Source organism: Leisingera sp. SA215, assembly GCF_055902035.1.
In genome coordinates, this window is sequence record NZ_JBVVXU010000025.1 from 45955 (window position 1) to 65348 (window position 19394).

The 19394-nt window shown below is 63.7% G+C and carries 13 protein-coding genes; 9 read left to right on the forward strand and 4 right to left on the reverse strand.

The window, feature by feature from the left end; translation table 11 throughout:
- The first annotated feature begins 94 nt into the window (after positions 1-94).
- The 4 genes from gmd to AC0KW6_RS19340 all read left to right on the forward strand — a co-directional run bounded on the left by gmd (position 95) and on the right by AC0KW6_RS19340 (position 4633).
- Positions 95-1213 carry a GDP-mannose 4,6-dehydratase gene (gene gmd, locus AC0KW6_RS19325; protein WP_474035747.1) on the forward strand — a complete coding sequence of 373 codons (1119 nt, stop codon included), beginning with the start codon at positions 95-97 and terminating at the stop codon, positions 1211-1213.
- Between the two features lie 4 nt (positions 1214-1217).
- Positions 1218-2207: a GDP-L-fucose synthase gene (gene fcl, locus AC0KW6_RS19330; RefSeq protein ID WP_474035760.1), complete on the forward strand. Its 990-nt coding sequence runs from the start codon at positions 1218-1220 to the stop codon at positions 2205-2207.
- A gap of 80 nt (positions 2208-2287) precedes the next feature.
- Positions 2288-3025 carry a hypothetical protein gene (locus AC0KW6_RS19335; protein ID WP_474035748.1) on the forward strand — a complete coding sequence of 246 codons (738 nt, stop codon included), beginning with the start codon at positions 2288-2290 and terminating at the stop codon, positions 3023-3025.
- 171 nt (positions 3026-3196) lie between these two features.
- Positions 3197-4633, forward strand: coding sequence for a mannose-1-phosphate guanylyltransferase/mannose-6-phosphate isomerase (locus AC0KW6_RS19340; protein WP_474035749.1), 1437 nt, complete (start codon positions 3197-3199; stop codon positions 4631-4633).
- A gap of 74 nt (positions 4634-4707) precedes the next feature.
- On the opposite strand, the gene AC0KW6_RS19345 is transcribed toward AC0KW6_RS19340, so the two are convergent.
- Complete coding sequence (locus tag AC0KW6_RS19345) at positions 4708-5889, reverse strand: peptidase G2 autoproteolytic cleavage domain-containing protein (protein ID WP_474035750.1); 1182 nt, start codon at positions 5887-5889, stop codon at positions 4708-4710.
- A gap of 282 nt (positions 5890-6171) precedes the next feature.
- Here AC0KW6_RS19345 and AC0KW6_RS19350 point away from each other — a divergent pair, with 282 nt between their 5' ends.
- The 4 genes from AC0KW6_RS19350 to AC0KW6_RS19365 all read left to right on the forward strand — a co-directional run bounded on the left by AC0KW6_RS19350 (position 6172) and on the right by AC0KW6_RS19365 (position 13725).
- Positions 6172-8463 carry a calcium-binding protein gene (locus AC0KW6_RS19350; protein ID WP_474035751.1) on the forward strand — a complete coding sequence of 764 codons (2292 nt, stop codon included), beginning with the start codon at positions 6172-6174 and terminating at the stop codon, positions 8461-8463.
- Between the two features lie 1109 nt (positions 8464-9572).
- Entirely contained in the window at positions 9573-10985 is a 1413-nt protein-coding gene (locus AC0KW6_RS19355; protein ID WP_474035752.1) for a mannose-1-phosphate guanylyltransferase/mannose-6-phosphate isomerase, read from the forward strand.
- Positions 10986-11262: 277 nt separating this feature from the next.
- A complete protein-coding gene (locus AC0KW6_RS19360; RefSeq protein ID WP_474035753.1) occupies positions 11263-12639 on the forward strand; it encodes a hypothetical protein in 1377 nt (458 codons plus the stop codon).
- Between the two features lie 189 nt (positions 12640-12828).
- A complete protein-coding gene (locus tag AC0KW6_RS19365) occupies positions 12829-13725 on the forward strand; it encodes a sulfotransferase family protein (RefSeq protein WP_474035761.1) in 897 nt (298 codons plus the stop codon).
- A gap of 24 nt (positions 13726-13749) precedes the next feature.
- Here the strand turns inward: AC0KW6_RS19365 and AC0KW6_RS19370 are convergent, their stop codons facing one another.
- The 3 genes from AC0KW6_RS19370 to AC0KW6_RS19380 form a co-directional block, all read right to left on the reverse strand.
- On the reverse strand, positions 13750-14751 hold the full coding sequence (locus AC0KW6_RS19370; protein WP_474035754.1) for a glycosyltransferase family 4 protein: 1002 nt from the start codon (positions 14749-14751) through the stop codon (positions 13750-13752).
- 76 nt (positions 14752-14827) lie between these two features.
- Complete coding sequence (locus AC0KW6_RS19375) at positions 14828-15955, reverse strand: glycosyltransferase family 4 protein (protein ID WP_474035755.1); 1128 nt, start codon at positions 15953-15955, stop codon at positions 14828-14830.
- A gap of 21 nt (positions 15956-15976) precedes the next feature.
- Positions 15977-18328, reverse strand: a complete 2352-nt coding sequence (locus AC0KW6_RS19380; RefSeq protein WP_474035756.1) for a GumC family protein — start codon at positions 18326-18328, stop codon at positions 15977-15979.
- A 743-nt stretch (positions 18329-19071) separates the two neighbouring features.
- On the opposite strand from AC0KW6_RS19380, the gene AC0KW6_RS19385 reads away from it, so the two are divergent.
- Positions 19072-19394, forward strand: a 323-nt coding sequence (locus AC0KW6_RS19385; protein ID WP_474035757.1) for a hypothetical protein, incomplete at its 3' end; no start/stop codon positions are given.

Genomic DNA, 19394 nt, shown 5'->3' on the forward strand with positions numbered 1-19394 from the left:
GAACCGCGCTTCTCCGTTCCGCCGCTGGTCTTTTCTGCCCTGCTGGCCTAAGCACAGGGCCAGGCACACAGGCCTTCAGCAACGGGTCATATTTATGAAAAAAGCTCTTATCACCGGTGTCACGGGCCAGGACGGCTCCTATCTTGCAGAGTTCCTTCTGGAGAAGGGCTATGAGGTGCATGGCATCAAGCGCCGGGCGTCGTCGTTCAACACCCAGCGGGTGGACCATATCTATCAGGACCCGCATGAGCGCCAGGCCCGCTTCAAACTGCATTACGGCGATCTGAGCGACACCTCGAACCTGACCCGGATCCTGCAGGAGGTGCAGCCCGACGAGGTCTATAACCTCGGCGCCCAGAGCCATGTGGCGGTGAGCTTTGAGAGCCCGGAATACACCGCCGATGTGGATGCCATGGGCACCCTGCGCCTCTTGGAGGCGATCCGCTTTCTGGGGCTGGAGAAGAAGACCCGCTTCTATCAGGCCTCGACCTCGGAGCTTTACGGCCTGGTGCAGGAGACGCCGCAGCGCGAGACGACGCCGTTCTACCCGCGCTCGCCTTATGCGGTGGCCAAGCTCTACAGCTACTGGATCACCGTCAACTACCGCGAGGCCTATGGCATGTATGCCTGCAACGGCATCCTGTTCAATCATGAGAGCCCGCGCCGCGGCGAGACCTTTGTGACCCGCAAGATCACCCGCGGGCTGGCCAATATCGCGCAGGGGCTGGAACCCTGCCTTTATATGGGCAATATTGATGCGCTGCGCGACTGGGGCCATGCCAAGGATTACGTGCGGATGCAGTGGATGATGCTGCAGCAGGACGCGCCTGAGGATTTCGTGATCGCCACCGGCAAGCAGTATTCGGTGCGCCAGTTCATCCAGTGGTCGGCGGCCGAGCTGGGCATCCATCTGGAGTTCTCCGGCTCTGGCGTCGAGGAGATTGCCACCGTGGCGGCGATCGAGGGCGGTAATGCCCCGGCGCTCAAAGCCGGCGATGTGGTGATGCGGATCGATCCGCGCTATTTCCGCCCGGCCGAGGTGGAGACGCTGCTGGGCGATCCGGCCAAGGCCAAGGAAAAGCTGGGCTGGGTGCCGGAGATCAGTACTCAGGAGATGTGCGCCGAGATGGTTGCCGAGGATCTGAAAACCGCCCGCCGCCATGCGCTGTTGAAGGAACACGGCATGGATCTGCCGGTCAGCACCGAGGGCTGAGATGATGGGGAACACGGGGACCCGGATCTACATTGCAGGCCACCGCGGCATGGTCGGCGGCGCCATCCTGCGCCAATTGCAGGCGCGCCGGGCCGCAGGCGAAGACCTTACGCTGATCACCCGCACCAGCGCCGAGCTGGACCTGACCGATCAGGCGGCGGTGCGGGCGTTTTTCCAGGCGGAACAGCCCGATCAGGTCATTCTGGCAGCGGCCAAGGTGGGCGGCATCGTTGCCAACAACTCCTACCCGGCGCAGTTCATCTATGAAAACCTGATGATCGAGTGCAACGTGATCCACGCCGCCTATCAGGCGGGCGTGAAGAAGCTCCTGCAGCTCGGCTCCTCCTGCATCTACCCCAAGATGGCAGACCAGCCGATGGCGGAGGAGGCGCTTTTGACCGGCGTGCTGGAGCCCACCAACGAGCCTTATGCGATTGCCAAGATCGCCGGCATCAAGCTCTGCGAAAGCTACAACCGCCAGTACGGGGTGGACTACCGCTCGGTGATGCCGACCAACCTTTACGGGCCGGGCGACAATTTCCACCCGGAGAACTCCCATGTGCTGCCGGCGCTGATCCGCCGTTTCCACGAGGCCGCCCGGGCCGGTGCGGAAAGCGTCACCATCTGGGGCTCGGGCACGCCCCGGCGCGAATTTCTGCATGTGGACGACATGGCGGCGGCCTCGCTGTTTGTGATGGATCTGGAGGCGGCGTCCTACCAGCGCGAGACCGATGCGATGCTGTCCCATATCAACGTCGGCTGCGGGACGGATGTCTCGATCCTGGATCTGGCGCAGCTGGTGGCAGAGGTGACGGGGTTTGAAGGGGAGATCCTGACCGACCCGTCAAAACCCGACGGCGCCCCGCGCAAGCTGATGGATGTCACGCGGTTGAAGCGGCTGGGCTGGCAGGCCGGGATTGGGTTGGAGACCGGGGTGCGGGAAACCTATGAGTGGTTCCTAGCGCAAGGTCTGGATAATCTGCGGGCCAAGTGATTTTCGGCCAGTGATGTCAGGCCAGTGATCTTCAATAAGCGGCTTTCAGGCCGTATCCGTTTTCAAGAAGGAATTTTCCAATGATCCTCGTTGTATACGGTCAGCAGAAGTCGGCCAGCACTTATCTGGCGCATCTCGCCAGAGCGGTTTGTGAAGCTTCAGGTGTGCCTCAGGATGCCTTGCGCAAGCGGGTTCTGACAGGGCCTCTGGAACGCCACCGGGTCTTTTGGCGGGACAACCACCTTTTTAATTTGCCGGGGGTCGCCGACCGGCTTGAGCCGGGCGAAAATCTGTCGATCAAAACTCATGCGGAATTTCAGCCCCGCTATACTGAGGTTCTTGACCGTCCCGATGTTCGGGTGCTGATCTCTTATCGACACCCTGGAGATGCTGCACTCTCTGCCTTTGAAGCTGGAGAGCGCGCCCGGAGAGAGGGCGACAAGAACAAGCCTTTCTTTTCCGCAATCCAATCGCACCGCGAAGGCATCGACGTGATGGCGCGGCTGCTGGAGCGGGCCACTATTCCATGGCTGAAATCCGGTATGGGCATTCCGTTCTCCTACGACGAGATCACCCGTGAGACGCAAGGTGTGCTGGAGGTTCTGCGCAACTTGGTCAACTGTCAGAGAGAGGCGCTTGAAGCCAATGAAACCCTGCAGGCCCTGTTGTCGGGAGAACGGCGTGTTTATAACTTCAACAAAGGGGTTTCAGGCCGCTATCAGGAGATGTTCAGCCCGGCAGATCAGGCCTATCTGCAAGAGCGGTGCGGCAAATTCATGCGTTTCTGTGATGGGGAACTCCCGGTTGAGGCGCTTTGAGATTGCCCGGTTGCGCCGGCTTTCACCGCTTGCAGAAGACGGCTCCAAGGCGCTGGAGTTCATGCTGAGGCGCAATGTGAAAACAACCGCGCTGGAACTTTCCGGCGGGCTATACATGCGGGGGGCCGGGGATTTCTCGGTCCGGATTCTGCGGGGAGGCAACGCAATATAATGATCCATCCCATCCTTCTCTGCGGCGGCTCCGGCACCCGGCTCTGGCCCTTGTCGCGCAAGAGCTACCCCAAGCAATTTGTGCCGCTCACCGGCGAGGAAACCTTGTTTCAGGCCTCCGCCCGGCGGCTGTCGGGGGAGGGGTTTGCCAGCCCGGTGGTGCTGACCAATTCCGATTTCCGCTTCATCGTGACCGAACAGCTGGCCGGTGCGGGGCTTGATCCCGGCGCGGTGCTGATTGAGCCGGAGGGGCGCAACACTGCGCCCGCGGTGCTGGCGGCGGCGTTGTGGCTGGAAAAGACCGACCCGGAGGGGCTGATGCTGGTGGCGCCTTCGGATCATGTGGTGCCGGATGCGGCGGCGTTCCGCGCCGCGGTGGCGGCAGGCGAAGCGGCCGCGCGCGCGGGACAGCTGGTCACCTTCGGGATCAGGCCGGACCGGCCGGAAACCGGCTATGGCTATCTTGAGCTGACCGAAGATCCCGGCGATTTCGCGCCCCGGCCGCTGCAGCTGCGGCGCTTTGTCGAAAAGCCGGACCAGGCCAGCGCCGAGGCGATGCTGGCCTCGGGCCAGTACCTGTGGAATGCGGGCATCTTCCTGTTCTCGGTTGAGGCCATTCTAGCGGCCTTCCGGCAGCACGCGCCGGAACTGATGGCGCCGGTAAGCCAGGCGGTGGCGCAGGGGCAGCCGGATCTCGGCTTCCTGCGGCTGGATCCGCAGGCCTGGGCCGGGGCGCCGGACATTTCCATCGATTACGCGGTGATGGAAAAGGCGGAGAACCTCTCCGTGGTGCCTTTTGCCGGCGGCTGGTCGGATCTGGGCGGCTGGGACGCGGTCTGGCGCGAAGCGGCGCGGGATGGCGATGGCGTGGCCACCAGCGGCAACGCGACCGCGATCGACTGCGCCGACAGTCTGCTGCGTTCCGAGGACAAAAACCTCGAGGTGGTCGGTATTGGCCTCAGGGACGTGATTGCGGTGGCAATGCCGGATGCGGTGCTGGTGGCGGATGCTTCCCGCGCCCAGGACGTGAAACAGGCGGTGGCGGCGCTGAAGGCCAAGGGCGCACGCCAGGCCACCGAGCTTCCCAAGGACCACCGCCCCTGGGGCTGGTTCGAAAGCCTGGCGGTGGGCGAGCGGTTTCAGGTGAAACGCATCCATGTGCATCCCGGTGCGGCGCTGAGCCTGCAAAGCCATCACCACCGCTCGGAGCATTGGATCGTGGTGGAGGGCACTGCCAAGGTGACGGTGGACGGCACCGAAAAACTGGTGACGGAGAACCAGTCGGTTTACGTCCCGCTTGGCGCGGTGCATCGGATGGAAAACCCCGGCAAATTGCCGATGGTGCTGATTGAGGTGCAGACCGGCAGCTATCTCGGCGAGGACGACATCATCCGCTACGAGGATGTCTATGCCCGCGGCCAGGGCGCCAAGGGCTGAGGCGCCAAGGGATAGGGGGCTCCCGCGCCTTTGCGCTGCATCACAGATGCGGCGCCGGGAGAGCCCGCCGGGGGTCAGCGGACCAGCCATTCCTCAACCTCAGCCGAGACCTGCCGCATCCGGATCCAATGCGCAGCGGCGGGCTGGCCTGTCCTCAGCCGCAGCTTGCCCAGCAGCCCCACCAGCGCCCATTCCGGGCGCGCGGCGCGCGGCAGGTAAGGCTGGGACGGATCATAGGCGGGGTTTTCCTGCGGGCGGCCTGAGGCATCGCGCAACAGGCCGCCATAGGCGTCGCGCAGCCAGCGCCTCTTCCACTCCCCGATGTCGCCATCGCCGATCACCGCCGGATTGCCGCTGATCACGCCCACAGGCACCTCCCCCGCGGCGGCCGGGCGGATCTTTGCGCCCTCCAGCACCACCGAGATCCCGCGGCGGTCCTCGGCCGCCGGGTTGCCGTCGGCCCATTCGAACCATTCGGCGTAATCGGCGCCGCCGCCGGACCAGGCGCCGGAGCAGCTGCCGCTGCCATCCGCGCCCAGCCGGAAATCGGCGCTGCCATCGCCTGCCAGCAGGTAATCTGTGCTGCCGCCCCGGATCTCCAGATGCGCGGCCGGGCTGGCGGTGCCGAAACCTGCGCGCCCGTCCGGTTTCAGCGCCAGCGCGGTGCTCCAGGCGCTGCCGTCGGCGGAGATCTTGATGGAGAAATCATCCGAGCCCGCCAGCCCGATTTCGGCGCGGCCGCTCCAGTCCGACTGAAACAGCAGCGCGGCGGTGTCGGCGCTGGCGGCCTTGTTCAGCTTGAGCTGATGGCCGGCCCCGTCATGGGAAAAAAGCGTGGCCGGCCCCGCAACCGACAGCGGATTGGCGGCATCCGCCGCAGTGCCCACCCCGAGGGAGCCGAGGTTCTGGGTCTGTGCGGGCGGCAGCACCCAGCTGCTGCCGTCCCAGATCCTCAGTTCTCCTTCGGCGCGGCCCCAGGCGCGCCAGCCGGGTGAGGGGGAGAGGAACAGCCAGCCCTCGCCCTGCCAGACCGCGATCTCATACCCATGCCCGGCCCAGGCACCGGCGGGCGCTGCCGCCAGCGCATGGCTCTCGCCTGCAGCCGGGCTGGCGGGCGGGGCGGCGGCCTCGAAGCTGTCGACGCTGAGCTGCACCAGCGCATCCAGCAGCTGCAGCGCCTCGTTATGGGTCACATGTTTCTGCGCCTGGGCGGGCATCAGATAGGGCAGGGCAAGGATCGGCGAGGTCTGGGTCATGGGCGGGGCTCCGGCGGCGGCAGAAAACGGGTTCCGCGCCAGAGTGCCAGAGCCGCGTCAAGCGGACGCTAACGGGGCGTGCGCTGCTTGCGCAACGGGCAGGCAGGCGGCAGGCGGGAGCCGCCGCGGGCCGTCTTTGTTGCCGGGCCGTTTCCGGTCTGTTCGTTCAATTGTCTTCAATCTGTAAACAATGTCCCTGATTTTGCCCGTTTTGCTTCCCGTTTTGCGCCCGGGGCGGCGGCCAGTTTCAGCCCCGGGCCGCAAGCGCAAAGGAGCGGGGTTATGGCATTGGCATTCACCGGGCGGTTCGCCGCAGAGGATCTGATTTTCGGCGCTGATCTGCGCGATCTGGACATCGCCGTTCAGGACGGCCAGGCGGTGCTTTATGCGGCCACCGGCATGAACGGCGGCCTCAGCCGCTGGCAGCTGGACGGCACCGGCGCCCTGCCGCAGCTGGCGGGCCGGCAGCTGCATGAGGAGGCCGGGATCCGCACCGGGGCGTTCCATCTGGCTGAGGCCGGCGGCGGGCTGCGGCTGCTGCAGGGCCAGACCAGCCAAAGCGCGCTGACCTTCTATCAGATTGCGGGCGATGGCAGCCTGGGCCGCCAGGACAGCGCGGCGCTGGCAGGCGCGGATGCGGGCGGCTTTGGCGCGGTGGCGGTGCTGGAACTGGCGGATGGCAAATCCGCGTTTTATGCGGTGGGGGCGGCCAGCGGCGATCTGCAGGGCTGGCAGCTGGATGCGGCGGTCGAGGTGCAGGGCCAGGCCGGTGCCGCCGGCGGCCATGCGGATTACCGCCTGGATCCGGCGGCGCTCTTGGCCACGGTGCAGACGGCGGGCGGGCCGGTGCTGCTGGCGGCGGATGCGCAGGGGCTGCACAGCTACCGGGCCGATGCCGCCAGCGGCGCGCTCACCCCGGGCAGCGGCCTGGGCGCGGCGCAGGGGCTGTCGGTCTCCGGCATTACCGTGCTGGAAGGGTTCGAGGCCGGCGGCAAGGCCTGGGCGCTTCTGGGGGCGGCGGGCAGCAGCTCGCTTACGCTGATGCAGGTGGGGGCGGAGGGCGGGCTGCAGGTCTCTGCCCAGCTGCAGGACACCGCGATGACCCGTTTCGGCGGCCTCAGCGCGCTGGAGGTGGTGGAGGCCGGGGGCCGCGTGCTGGTGCTGGCGGCGGGCAATGACGGCGGCCTCAGCCTGTTCACCCTGACCCCGGGCGGCGCGCTGATCCATCTGCAGAGCCTGGAGCACGCGCCGGGGCTGGGCCTGCAGAATGTGACCGCGCTGGCGGCGGTGGCGGCGGGCGGCTTCTTGCAGGTCTTTGCCGCCTCGGCTGCGGCGGGCGGCCTCAGCCAGTTCACCCTGCCGCTGGCGGATCTGGGCGATGCGCGCCGGGCCGGGGCTGGCGATGCGCGGCTGGATGGCAGCGCTGCCAATGACGTGCTGGAGGGCGGCCGGAGCGGTGCAGACCTCTATGGCCGGGCGGGCGATGACGTGCTGGTTGCCGGGGCGGAGGGCGGCTGGCTGACCGGCGGCAGCGGCGCCGATATCTTTGTCATCAACCCGGCGGCCGGGGCGGTGACGGTGCGCGATTTCACCCCTGGCGAGGACCGGCTGGACCTGTCGCTGTTCGAAGGGATCTACAGCACCGGCCAGCTGGACGCGCAGGCGCGCAGCACCGGCATGGTGATGGCGGCGGGGGACACCGGCATCGTGCTGATCAGCGATGCGGGCACGCCGCTGGCGCTGGCGGATGTGTTCGGCCCGGACCTGCGGTTCGAATTCCCGCAGCGCCAGGAACCGGGCGAGACCCTGCCCGGCGGCGGCTTTTACGGCACCGGCGGCGCCGACCGGCTGGACGGCACCGGCGGCGATGACCTGCTGAGCGGCGAGGGCGGCAACGACCGGCTGGACGGGGGGCGCGGCAATGACAGTCTGGCAGGCGGCAGCGGCGCCGACAGCCTGACGGGCGGCAGCGGCAAAGATCTGCTGGCAGGCGGATCCGGCAATGACCGGCTGGAAGGCGGCGGCGGCCGCGATCACCTGAAGGGCAGCAGCGGCAACGACCTGCTGAAAGGCGGCGCAGAGGGGGACCGGCTTTATGGCGGCGGCGGTGCCGACAGTCTCAAGGGCGGCGGCGGCAGCGATACCCTGGCCGGCGGTGGCGGCACGGACAGCCTCAAGGGCCAGGGCGGGCAGGACCACCTGAAGGGCGGCGGCGGCAAGGACAGCCTCAAGGGCGGCGGCGGGCGCGATGCGCTGGACGGCGGCAAGGGCCGCGACCGGCTCAGCGGCCAAGGCGGCGATGACCGGCTGGAGGGCGGCAAGGGGCACGACCTGCTGAGCGGCGGCGGCGGCGCGGATGTCTTTGTCTTTGCCCGCAGCCACGGCCGCGACACCATTTCCGATTTCCGCCCGGGCCGCGACCTGATTGATCTGCAGGGCGCCGCGGCGGACGGGTTTACCGGTCTGGACATCAGCCGCCAGGACGGCGGCACGCTGATCCTCACCGGGTCGGGCAGGATTTTTGCGGAAGACCTGAACCCGGGCCGCCTGGATGCGGATGACTTTTTGTTCTGAGGGGGTTTTGCGGGCACTGGCTGAGGGTGGCATCGGCTGAGGAAGGTATTGGCAGGATAGCCTGACGTATGCGCTTCTGACACTGAGGGCCTTGCGGGTGCGGGCCCTGACGCGGCGCTCTGTTGGGAAGGAGATCAGCCGAAGCGGCCGGAGAACGGCATTCGGGCAGCGGGTCTTTCAGCGGATCAGTCGCCCGATGCCAGGAAGATCAGGGGGGTGACGTTTGCCGGGCTGCTGGCGGCAGCCCGTTCGCAGCATCAATTTTATGCTGCCATCGGAGTACCGCTTCTCCAAAAAGCGGCGGGTGGATTAGGCATCTGCTCGAAGCACCTTACCGACCTCAAGGGCAGCGAGGTTCAGCCTGTCCCTTGCCGGGGGTGCAGCGCAAAATGTGGTCCGGGACCACACATCCGATGTCCAAGGAGACGAATGCAGGATAGGCGGATCGCCAGCAAGTAGACTACTATTGGATTGAAATGCCGCCCCACAAGAAACAAGCGAAGACTTTTTTGCCCAAGGACCGCCATGCCGGGCTTGCCGCTGTTGCGGCTGCCAGGGGGCAAACCGTTTCTGCATTTCCGGGTCAGGTGATGGCCCCGTAAAGTTACTGCGGCGGTCCGTGTAAAACGCGACATGGCGGCACATCGCATGACCGATGCCGGTCCAAGCTTTGCGCTTGGCCGGTAGATTTTATGGTGGCGATGGTGCACTTGCTCTGCGCCGCCGTAATTAATCTTTTATCATAATTCTCATTATGAGCCGTTTTGATGTACGCGCAAAGCTAAACTGTCACCCTTTAGCAATTCAGGAATGTCACTCTTTCCTGCCATGAGAACAGGCAGCGAAAGCTCGGTCTATGAGCTGAGCCTCGCAAGGCTTTTCAGCCCTTCGATATATGAGGTCTCCGGGCTGCAAAGCCTTGCTCCCGTCACGCCTCTTGGTGACATTCCCGCTTTGCGCAGCCGGTGACATTTCTGGATGGTTGCAACATTTGATGTGCCCGGGGCACATTCTAGAGCCCGCAGTTGAATTACCGGCAGATCTTGCAGGTCAAAGATTGATCATGGATGGTTTCAGGATAGCTTATCACTGTGTTTGGAGAGTGCTCAATGATTTACCCTATTATTCTGTGCGGCGGTTCGGGGACACGGCTTTGGCCAAGTTCGCGGCGGGCGTTTCCCAAGCAGTTCGCTGCATTTGCCGGAGAACAAAGCCTTTTCCAAACTGTGCTCTCACGCCTGAGCGGGCCGGATTTTGATGCCCCGATCCTTGTCACCAACGAAGATTTCCGCTTTCTGGTGGAAGAACAGGCGGCGGCTTCGGGGCTTCTGGATGGGCGCATCATTCTGGAGCCGGCAATGCGCAACACGGCGCCGGCGGTGCTGACGGCGGCGCTGACCCTCAAATCCCAGCCCGAGGCGCTGCTGCTGATTGCGCCCTCGGATCACATGATCCGCGACACGGAGGGGTTTCTGGCCTCTGTGGCGGCGGCTGCAAAGGCGGCGCAGGACGGCGTTCTGGTCACATTCGGCGTGGCGCCGGACCGCCCCGAGACCGGTTTCGGCTACCTCAGGCTGGCGGAGCCGGCCGTGGCCGGACAGGCTGTGCCGCTGTCCGGTTTTCTGGAAAAGCCGGACCGGGCGCAAGCCGCAGCCTTGCTGGAAGACGGCAACGTCCTGTGGAATGCCGGGATGTTTCTGTTCCGGGTCTGCGATATTCTTGAGGCGTACAAACTGCATGCGCCGCATATGCTGGCGCTTTGCGATGCGGCGATTGCGCAGGGGGAAGAGGATCTGGGCTTCTTCCGGCTTGGCGCCAGGCCTTACGAGGATATCGAGGCGGTCTCGATTGACGACGCGATCATGGTCAAGGCCGAAAACATCGTGGCTGTGCCGCTGGAATCCGACTGGTCCGACCTCGGCAGCTGGAATGCCTTGCACGCCCTGTCCGCAACCGGGCAGCAGCGCCTGACGGAAATGGGTCCGGTGACGGCGATCAACTGCGAGAATTCCCTGTTGCGGAGCGAAGAAGACGGGATCCAGCTGGTTGGGCTTGGCTTGAAGAACATTGCTGCAGTTGCCATGCGCGATGCGGTTCTGGTGGCCGATCTGGACCATACCCAGGACATCAAGGAAGCCGTTGCGGTCCTGAAACAGAACGGGGTGCCGCAGGCCGCGGACTATCCCCGGTTCTACCGGCCCTGGGGGTGGTACGAGACCCTGTGCCTTGGGGACCGGTTTCAAGTGAAGCGGATCATGGTCAAGCCGGGCGGCATCCTGAGCCTGCAAAGCCATGTGCACCGCTCGGAGCATTGGATTGTCGTTGCCGGCACCGCCCAGGTGACTGTGGGCGACACTGTGAAGCTCTTGTCGGAGAACCAGTCGGTCTATGTTCCCCTGGGGGAAATCCACCGGATGGAAAACACCGGAAAAGTCCCGATGTATCTGATCGAGGTGCAGACCGGCGCCTATCTGGGCGAAGATGACATCGTCCGGTATGAGGACGTCTACAACCGGAGCTAGTCCCGGCCCTGCCGCCAGGGGCTGCGCCATGCCGTGCAGCACAGCCCTAACCGGCCAGGGGCGTGGCGGGGCAGTGCCCGCAGCATGTTGCAATCCCAATACGGCGTGAAACTAATCCTGTCCGGAGGAAAATTTTCTGCGGCCCGCCGCTGGCAAAACGGTACACACTTCAAAGAACCGGCAAAGCAGGTGCGCAGGCTGCGTGCCAGAATTGCGGCGGAGCATACAGGGCCCGCTGGGACGGCGAACCCGGGATATAAGCAAGGTTGAGGCGCTCGTGGAACTTCATTTGATCAATCGCAGCATTCTGGCAAGTGCAATCTACCTTTGCTGGCTGCTGCCCGTTGCGGCCCAGGACAGCGGCACGGAAATGGTGTTCGGCTTCAGTCAGGGGCTGGAGACAACCGATAACCTTGATCTTGATCCCGTCAGCCTTGGCAGAACGACCTTCACCTCGACCGGGCTGTCCTTCGGGCTGACCCGGCAAACCCGGCTGGACCGTTTCGGGCTGCTCGCGTCGGGCGTGCTGCGGGGGGTGAGCGGACCGGGAGCGGAATCGGGGCTGGATGATCAGAGCCTCGATCTGAGCTATGGCCGCCAGGGGGCAAACGCCGGGTTTGAGGCCAATGCCGGCTACCTGCAGTCAAACATCGAGTTCCTGGAACCGCTTGACGATATTACCGATGACGATGGCGGGATCGACCTGCCGCCGGACCTGGACGATCTCAGCGGCACGGGCAACCGGGAGCGCTATGCCGCGGGGGTTGCGCTGGAGCTTGGCCGCGAGGCGCCTGTCGGCGCGTCGTTCAGTGCAGATTACCTGGCTTTCCGGTATTCGGACACAACCGATCCCGAGCTTTTCAACAATGATCTCAGCGAGGCCGGTTCCGAACTGCGGGTCCGTCTTTCGCCGGTGGCCGTCGCCCGGCTGGGGCTGGGGTACCGGCTGTATGAAGCCGAAGATGCCGAACAGACCCGCCGCGATACCGCGCGCAGCTATGCCGGGGTGAGTATTGAAGCGAGCCCGGTTCTGCGCTTTGACGCCACTCTCGGATATGCCTCGATCGATACCCGGGAATTCGGGGCCACAACAAAAAGCAGCGGCGTGGAAGGCCTGCTGCGCCTTGAACGGGATCTGCCCAACGGCACTGTGACCGCAGAAGCGGAGCAGTATGTCACCGACGATGGCACCATCCGCACAATCAGCGCCGGCCGCAGCCTTGATCTGCCGAACGGCGCGCTGTCCGCCACGCTGGGGGCGGCGGATTCCGACATCGGCCAATCGGAGATCATCGGATCGCTTGGCTGGAGCCAGGAGCTGCCCCGCGGCGGCATCAATGCGCAGCTGCGGCGCTGGGTCGATTTCGACGAAGAGGACGGGAATGTGCTGAGAACCGCATTTCTGGTCGACTACATTCATGAAATCAACGGCCTCTCCAGCATCGGCCTCAGGGCGGGCTATACTGTCACCGATGAGACCGCCGGCAGTACCGACAGGGCCAGTTTCACGGCCGAGTACAAATATGCGCTGACGGAGGACTGGTCGCTGAACACCGGATACCGCTACCGGATGCGTGAAGAGCTTGCAGAGCCGCGGGCCCGGTCCCATGCCGTCTTTGTCTCGATCGGGCGGGAGTTCAGAGTGCGGCGGTAAGACGGCCCGGCCCGCAAGCCCGCGCGCCCTGCCCGCCTTCCAGAGCCTCGGGGCGTCTCCTTCAGAGATCCGCTTGCCGGGCCGCGAAACCGGAACATATTCAAGTTTCGATGGCTGGATGCGCGCAAGTTCATTTTTCTTGCAGGCCCCCGAACTTCAGCCGGTGGGAAGCGAGGCAAGACAATGACAATGCCGAACCTGTTTTTTATCGGAGGCATGAGATGCGGATCGACCACAATCTATCTTCTGCTGTCGCAGCATCCCGAAATCTTCATGTCGGAGATCAAGGAACCGATGTTCTGGTATGCCGAGGCCTTGCGGCAGAAGGGCGCGCCGCTGGAAGGCAGGGTAAACGGCCGCTTTTTGACGCAAGGCCCCTATGAAGGGCTCTTTGCCGGGGCCGGAGCGGTCAAATGGATTGGGGAGGCGTCCCATTACATCTACCATTCCGAGGTCCCCGGTCTGATCAGCAGGGCCTCTGCTGATGCCCGTATCCTGATTTCGCTCCGGGATCCGGCGGAAAGGATGTTTTCCGAGTATCTTTTCCGTATGCGCAGCGGCTATTTCAGCGGCAGTTTCGAGGATTTCATCACCCAGGATGCGCGGCTGGATCCCGAACAGGGGTTTACGGATGTTTCGGAGCGGTCGCGGCTGGGCAAGGGGCTGCAGGCCGGTCTGCTGCAAAGCTGGATCAATGTATTTGGCATGGAGCGTATCCACTTCATCAATTTCGATGACCTCAAGTCCAGGCCGGCGGAGGTTGCCCGGCAGATCTACCGCTTCCTGGAGGTGGATCCGGACTTCAGCCCGGCCATTGTGCATACCCAGCGGGGAGGCGTGCCGCGCAGCGCGATGCTGATGCGGCTTCTGAACCTGCCCAAAGCCCGGATCCGGCGTTTCGTTCCGCGGATCCTGCGGGAGAAGCTGCGGGCACAGATCTACAGCAAAGTGCTGGAAAGCCCGAAAGTCGCCCCCGGCACCTGGCATGCGCTGCGCCGCTACTATGCTGCCGATATCGCGCAGTTGCAGGCGCTTACCGGGCACGATCTGCAGCCCTGGACCCTGCGCTCTGCCCCCGGGGCCTGACATGCCCCATGGCCGGCGGGTGTTTCAATCCTGCAGAATACCTTCAAGCCGGGCCGCCAGCCGGGCGACATCATAAAGCTGTTCTGCCCTCGCCCGCCCGTTCCTCCCGAAACTGGCCCTCAGATCCGTGTCGCCGGCCAGGGTATTGATGGAGCGCACCCAGTCTTCTTCTGAGCGGCACAGGAAACCGGTCTCTGCATCGATGACGGTTTCAGCGTTGGCGCCCACCCGGCTGGCCACAACCGGCAGGCCGCTGGCCATGTACTCCAGCGCCTTGAAGGCGCATTTGTATTCGTTGAAGGGATGCTGCGAGAGCGGGTAAAGGCCGATGTCGAAAGGTTCGATTGCATCCGCCACGGCACCGGGGTCGGACCATTGGATCTGGTCGATGAAGTCGATTGCCACGCCATCGATGGCACCAAAGACGTCATAGAGTTCCCGCACCCCGCAGGCGCCCACGATCCGGAAGCTGACGGGACGCCGGGCGCCGACACGCTGCAAGGGCTGCCGCAGTATCCGGATCAGGTCATCCGCGTAATGCGCGCCGTTGCCGATCCAGCCAAGGCAGATTTTCTCTCCGGGCTGGTGGGTTTTGACGCGGTAGTTTGCCAGCTGGACGCCGGAAGGAACCACGTGAACGGCACTTTGGTGCGGCTGCGCGAGCCGGGCCAGCGCCTGGCTGCCCGCCAGCACGCCGCCGGACAAAGCCATCATTCTGTTTGCCCGCTGCATCGTGGCCGATGCCTGTGTGCGGCTGGGAGCATCGTCGATGTCAAAGAACACTTTCTTGCCCAGCCGCCGCAGCAGGCGGGCGGCAAGCAGGTCGTAGCGGCCGTATTTCTTCTGGAACACAACGGCGTCCGCAGTCCGGGCCGCCGCCAGCAGAGACAGATACTGCATCCGGTGCCCGGCCTGCCGGATCCGGACCGAATGGCCCCGTGCTTTCAGCGCTTCGGCGATCCAGTAGCCCCTGACCCGCGAACTGGCCTTGTCTTCCTTTCCCAGCAGCACCATGAGAATGTTCATGGCTGGACCGGACCGTTTGCGGTCCGGTGGCAGTATGGCCCCTGCCCCATGCGTCAAACCTGTTTGCCCCAGCCTGTCAGCCATTTGCCGCAACCGGGGGGACGAGCACGCTGGTGTAGAGCGCGGCATAGCTTTGACACATGACCGGCAGGGAATAGCGCTGCACCGCATGGATCCGGGCAGTCTGCCCAAGCCGGGCGCATAACGCGCCGTCCGCGATCAGGCGTGCCATGGCCTTGGACAGCCCGGCGGCACTGCCATCCGCAACCAGCAGGCCGTTTTCGCCATCCTCGACGATTTCGGCAGGCCCCATGGCGCCTGCGGCAATTGCCGGCTTGCCGCAGGCCATTGCCTCGGCAACGGCAAGGCCGAAAGCTTCATCCAGAGCCGCATGCACAAAGATGTCGGAAACCGCCAGCCAATCGGCCACGTCGTCCCGCCTGCCCGGCAGGAGGACCTTCCCTTCCAGGCCGCAGGCGGCCACCAGCTGTTCGAGGCGGGGTCTCTCCCCGCCCTCGCCGAGAATGACCAGCCGGGCCTTGCCGGGCCGGTCCGGGATGTCCGCAAAGGCTCTGATGCTGCTGCTATGGCGTTTGCGCGCGACAAGGGAGCCGACAGAGATCAGAACAATCCAGTCCTCCTCCCAGCCAAGCTGCGTCCGCAGCGCTGACCGGCAGCCGTTTTGGCATGGCGTGAATTTTTCAACGTCGATACCGTTCCAGACAATCGAAATGCGGTCGTCCGGCACCCCCCACCGGGCCTGAATATAGGCCTTCGAGGTCCGGCTCACAGCCGCCCAGCGGTCAACCCACCAGGTCTTTCCGGTCAGAAAGTTGCGCAACCCGGTCAAGCGCCGCGGCCATTTCTGGCGGCCCCCCGCAAGGGTTCCGAAATGCTGAGTGCGCACAATCCGGAACCCGAAAAGCCGGGCCAGGACAAAGATCCAGGCTGATTTGCGGCTGTGGACATGCAGCAGCCTGAAGCCTTCGCGCCTGAGCCCCGACAGGGCCCGCACAAGCTGCACAGGCGATGCAGCCAGTTTCACCGTCCCCTGGCCGGCCAGTGCGGAAAACCGTGCGTCCAGTTCGCTCCGGCCGGTGAAAATACCGCGGCACTCCGTCATCTCTGCGGTCATCAGATCATAAACGACCTGGGTTACGCCAACTCCAGGGCGGGCATTGTCCACGATGTGACAGACTTTCATCACAACAGGATTTCAAATCCGCTAGCTGTAATAGCCAGCGTAGTGCTGTTTATAGATGAACTCATTGTCCGCGTATCTCCGGGCTTTGGATTGAGACACCAGGCTCAGCACGCAGCCGGCGACAGGCGCGTTCACAGAGCGAAGTTCACGCAATCCTTCACGGACGGCGTTCTTGGACGTGCGGTTCCAATGCACCAGATAGACAATGGAATCTGCCATCCTGGACAGAAGCCGGGCATCGGCCGCCACCAGGACAGGCGGAGCATCAAGAATGACCAGCCGGTATCTTTCGCGCAGGGCGGCAATCATCTCAGCAAACCGCGGCGAAGACAAAATGTCTGCCGGGCTTTCATGGAAGCTTTCGCTTTTTCCTGCAGCAAGGACATGCAGCCCGGATTCCGGGTGCAGGGCCAGCGCCTCTTCCAGGCTGCAATCATTTCGCAGGTAACTGACCAGCCCGCCGCTTGACTTGGACGGGACCAGTCTCGGAAATTTCGAATAGATGCGGGCATTGGACGCGTCCCGCAGGTCGCAGCTTACAAGAATAGTATCGTGTTCCGTATGCTGGCTGGCCAAAGCGGTCAGAAATGAGGTGACGCTTTTTCCCTCGCCAGGCACTGAAGAGGTCAGCATGATGACCTGCGGCTGGTTGTCCGGATCGCTGTAAAGAAGGCTGGTCCGCAGATTGCGGATGCTTTCTGCAAGAAGGCACTTCGGGCGCGTCACAAATTCCCGCGCGCGTTTGCGCAGGCTTTTGCGTCTCCCGGCCAGTGGCAGCGATGTCAGCACAGGAAAAGGGGTGATTTCAGCCAGGTCACGCGGGTCGCGAACCGAATTGTTCATCCGCTCCCGCAGCAACAGGAACAAAGCGCAAATGAACAGAGCGCCGCCGCTGGAGGCAAGCAGGATGCGGTTGCTGGCTTCCCGGTCCGGGTATGAAGGCGGTTCGGCCCGGGACAGAATGCGGGCATCGGCCGACTGGAGCTTGGCCTGTTCCGAGATCTCTTTCTGGCGCACCACAAAAGTTTGCAGCAATGTCTGGTTGGCCAGAACCTCGCGCTCCAGGCGGGAGATGAAGAGCTCGTCCGCGGTCCGCTCGATCGAGGTGATTTCCAGCTCCCGGACCATGACCTCCAGCTGCTGCTCCCGCTGTTCCAGCGATGCGACTTCGAACTCAAGCGCGGCGATAATATAGGCAGCCTCCTCACGGATGCTCTGCTGCGTCTGCTCAAGCAAAGCGGCGCTGCGCACGCTTGACGGTGTGACAATACTGCCGCTTATGGCGCGCTCCTGGGCAATTTTTTCCCGGATTTCGATCTCCCGCCTGCGGAAGTCGGTGATCAGCTCGGATTCGCGGAATTCTGTAACGCTCCAAAGATCCGTCCCTTCCGTCAACGCGGCGGCGGCCCGTTTGAAGCGGGCGTGTGACTCAGAAAGGCGCAACCGGATTGCCGAAAGCTCCTGATTGTGCGCCGCGAGCTGAATGTCGGTCATTTCTGCACTCTGGGCCCGCCGCCGGGCCAGATCCAGGCGTGTGTCTTTCAGATCCCTCTCGGAGTCCACGACACTTTGTTTCAGCTCCTTGATGCGATTGCTGACCAGATCTATGGCCGCAAGCACGTCCTGGTTTTTCGACACTTTCTGAAAGGCGATATATTCCTCGCTGATCGTGTTTGCGATCAGAGCGGCCTTTTGCGGGTCTGGAGAACGGTAGAACAGCTCGATCACCCCGGAACCGCTTATGACCTCAATCTCAAGGTTGTCCCGCAGATAGCTGATCGCATCCCGCGCTGCCGTCCTTTGCTCTTCCTCTTCCGTCCGGGCCGTCACCGGGGGGGCGGCGGTTTCCGGTTGCGTGGCAAAACCCAGCCGGGCCAACTGGCCGGACACAGGTTCCGGCGCAGCATTCAGCAGCCAGGCGGTGGCTGCATTCCTAAAACCGCTGGGTCCTGAGCTGCCGCTGCCGCCCTGGCTGTCTTGCAGGATCGTGTCTTCACCAAGAACGCTGACAATATTGCCCAGCAAAGTGGTGGAGTTGAGGATTTCCACCTGGTTCCCGATACCGGCACCGGTATCCGGCTCGACCAGCACCTCTGAGAGATCCACAATTTGCAGGCGCTCGGGCTCATACAGGATGCTGGTCACCGCGCGGTACATTGGCTCCTGGCGGCTGACATGCGCTAACCCGGCCAGAAAACCGGCACCGGCAAAGACCGCTAGAAGCAGCTTCCCGCGCCAGAGGGCAAGCGCCATTTTACGTGTGTCCAGAGTCTGGTCAGCGCCGCTGTCCCCGGGCAGGCCGTAGGTTTCGTATTCTGGCAAGCTTTCCTTGGGGCGGGCGTGGTCCCCGAACTTCGACCGTCTTGCGTACATGAAATCAAAACCCCTTAACCGAAACCGCGCCTGGCCGCCCAGAGCGCTCCGCTGCACCGTTGAGAGCGCTGTAAAGTTCCATCAATTCATAATTATGTGGCAAAGTCGACGGATTCCAAGTCCGGGCCAATCGGGCTGCTTGCCATGGCGGCCGCGATTGAAGCCGCCTCATTGAGACAGACCGCCAGCCAGTCCCGGGTTTTCCATATGCGGCGGGGCAATTCCCGGGGCACAGGAAAGACAATTGCAGAAGCCTTGCGGGATTTTGCCGTTAGGTCCCGCAACACCGCCGCTGGCCTGTTTCAAAGAGACAGCCCCGGGCGTGCGGCGCCAGGTCTGATGCCCGGGGCATCTGCACGCTGCTGCGGCCGCCAGTTTGGAAAACCTGACATTCTGGCCGGTTCCGGCCAGAATGTCGATGCATTGGCCCGCCCGGGCCGGTGATTTTCCGCCGTTGCGCGGTTCGTTGCGAATGACGACCCCGGAATTGGCCAAAAAAAGCCGGCTTTTCGACATCAAGCTGCTCCTGACTTCCTGTTAACCCTTCTGCGCGATAGGCCGCCGCAAACTCAGCAGTACAAGTCCGCTTTCCGGCGGTCCGGGACCTGAGGCACTTGCGGCGTCCGGGATCTGTCCTGATGTCCCGGGCTGTCTCGCGTGCCTGGCTCCGGTGAGTGCTGTTTCGAAATGTAAGAGTGTTGGCCGCGCCACTCCGCGGCTGATCGCCAGTGAAAGGAAATCACATGACCGTTTGGCATTCGTCTGACCTCGGCTGGTCCGCGGGTCAGGATGTCTCCAGCGCGTTTGCGTCCCTGTTGAACAGCAACCAGTTCAAGGCCGGGGACACACTTGTTCTTGAGGATACCTACCAGATCTCGGGGTCGAACCTGCGGCTTCCGGAGAACTTCACCCTGACCGCAACCCAGGGCGCGGGCCTGAATGTGCGCACCACCTCCGCCACCGACACCTCGGCGCTGTTCAACCTGTCTGACGGGGTGACCGTCAGCAATGTCACCTTCGACGTGGTGAACGCGCCAAAGACCGGCTACAGCGCCGCCAACCCGGC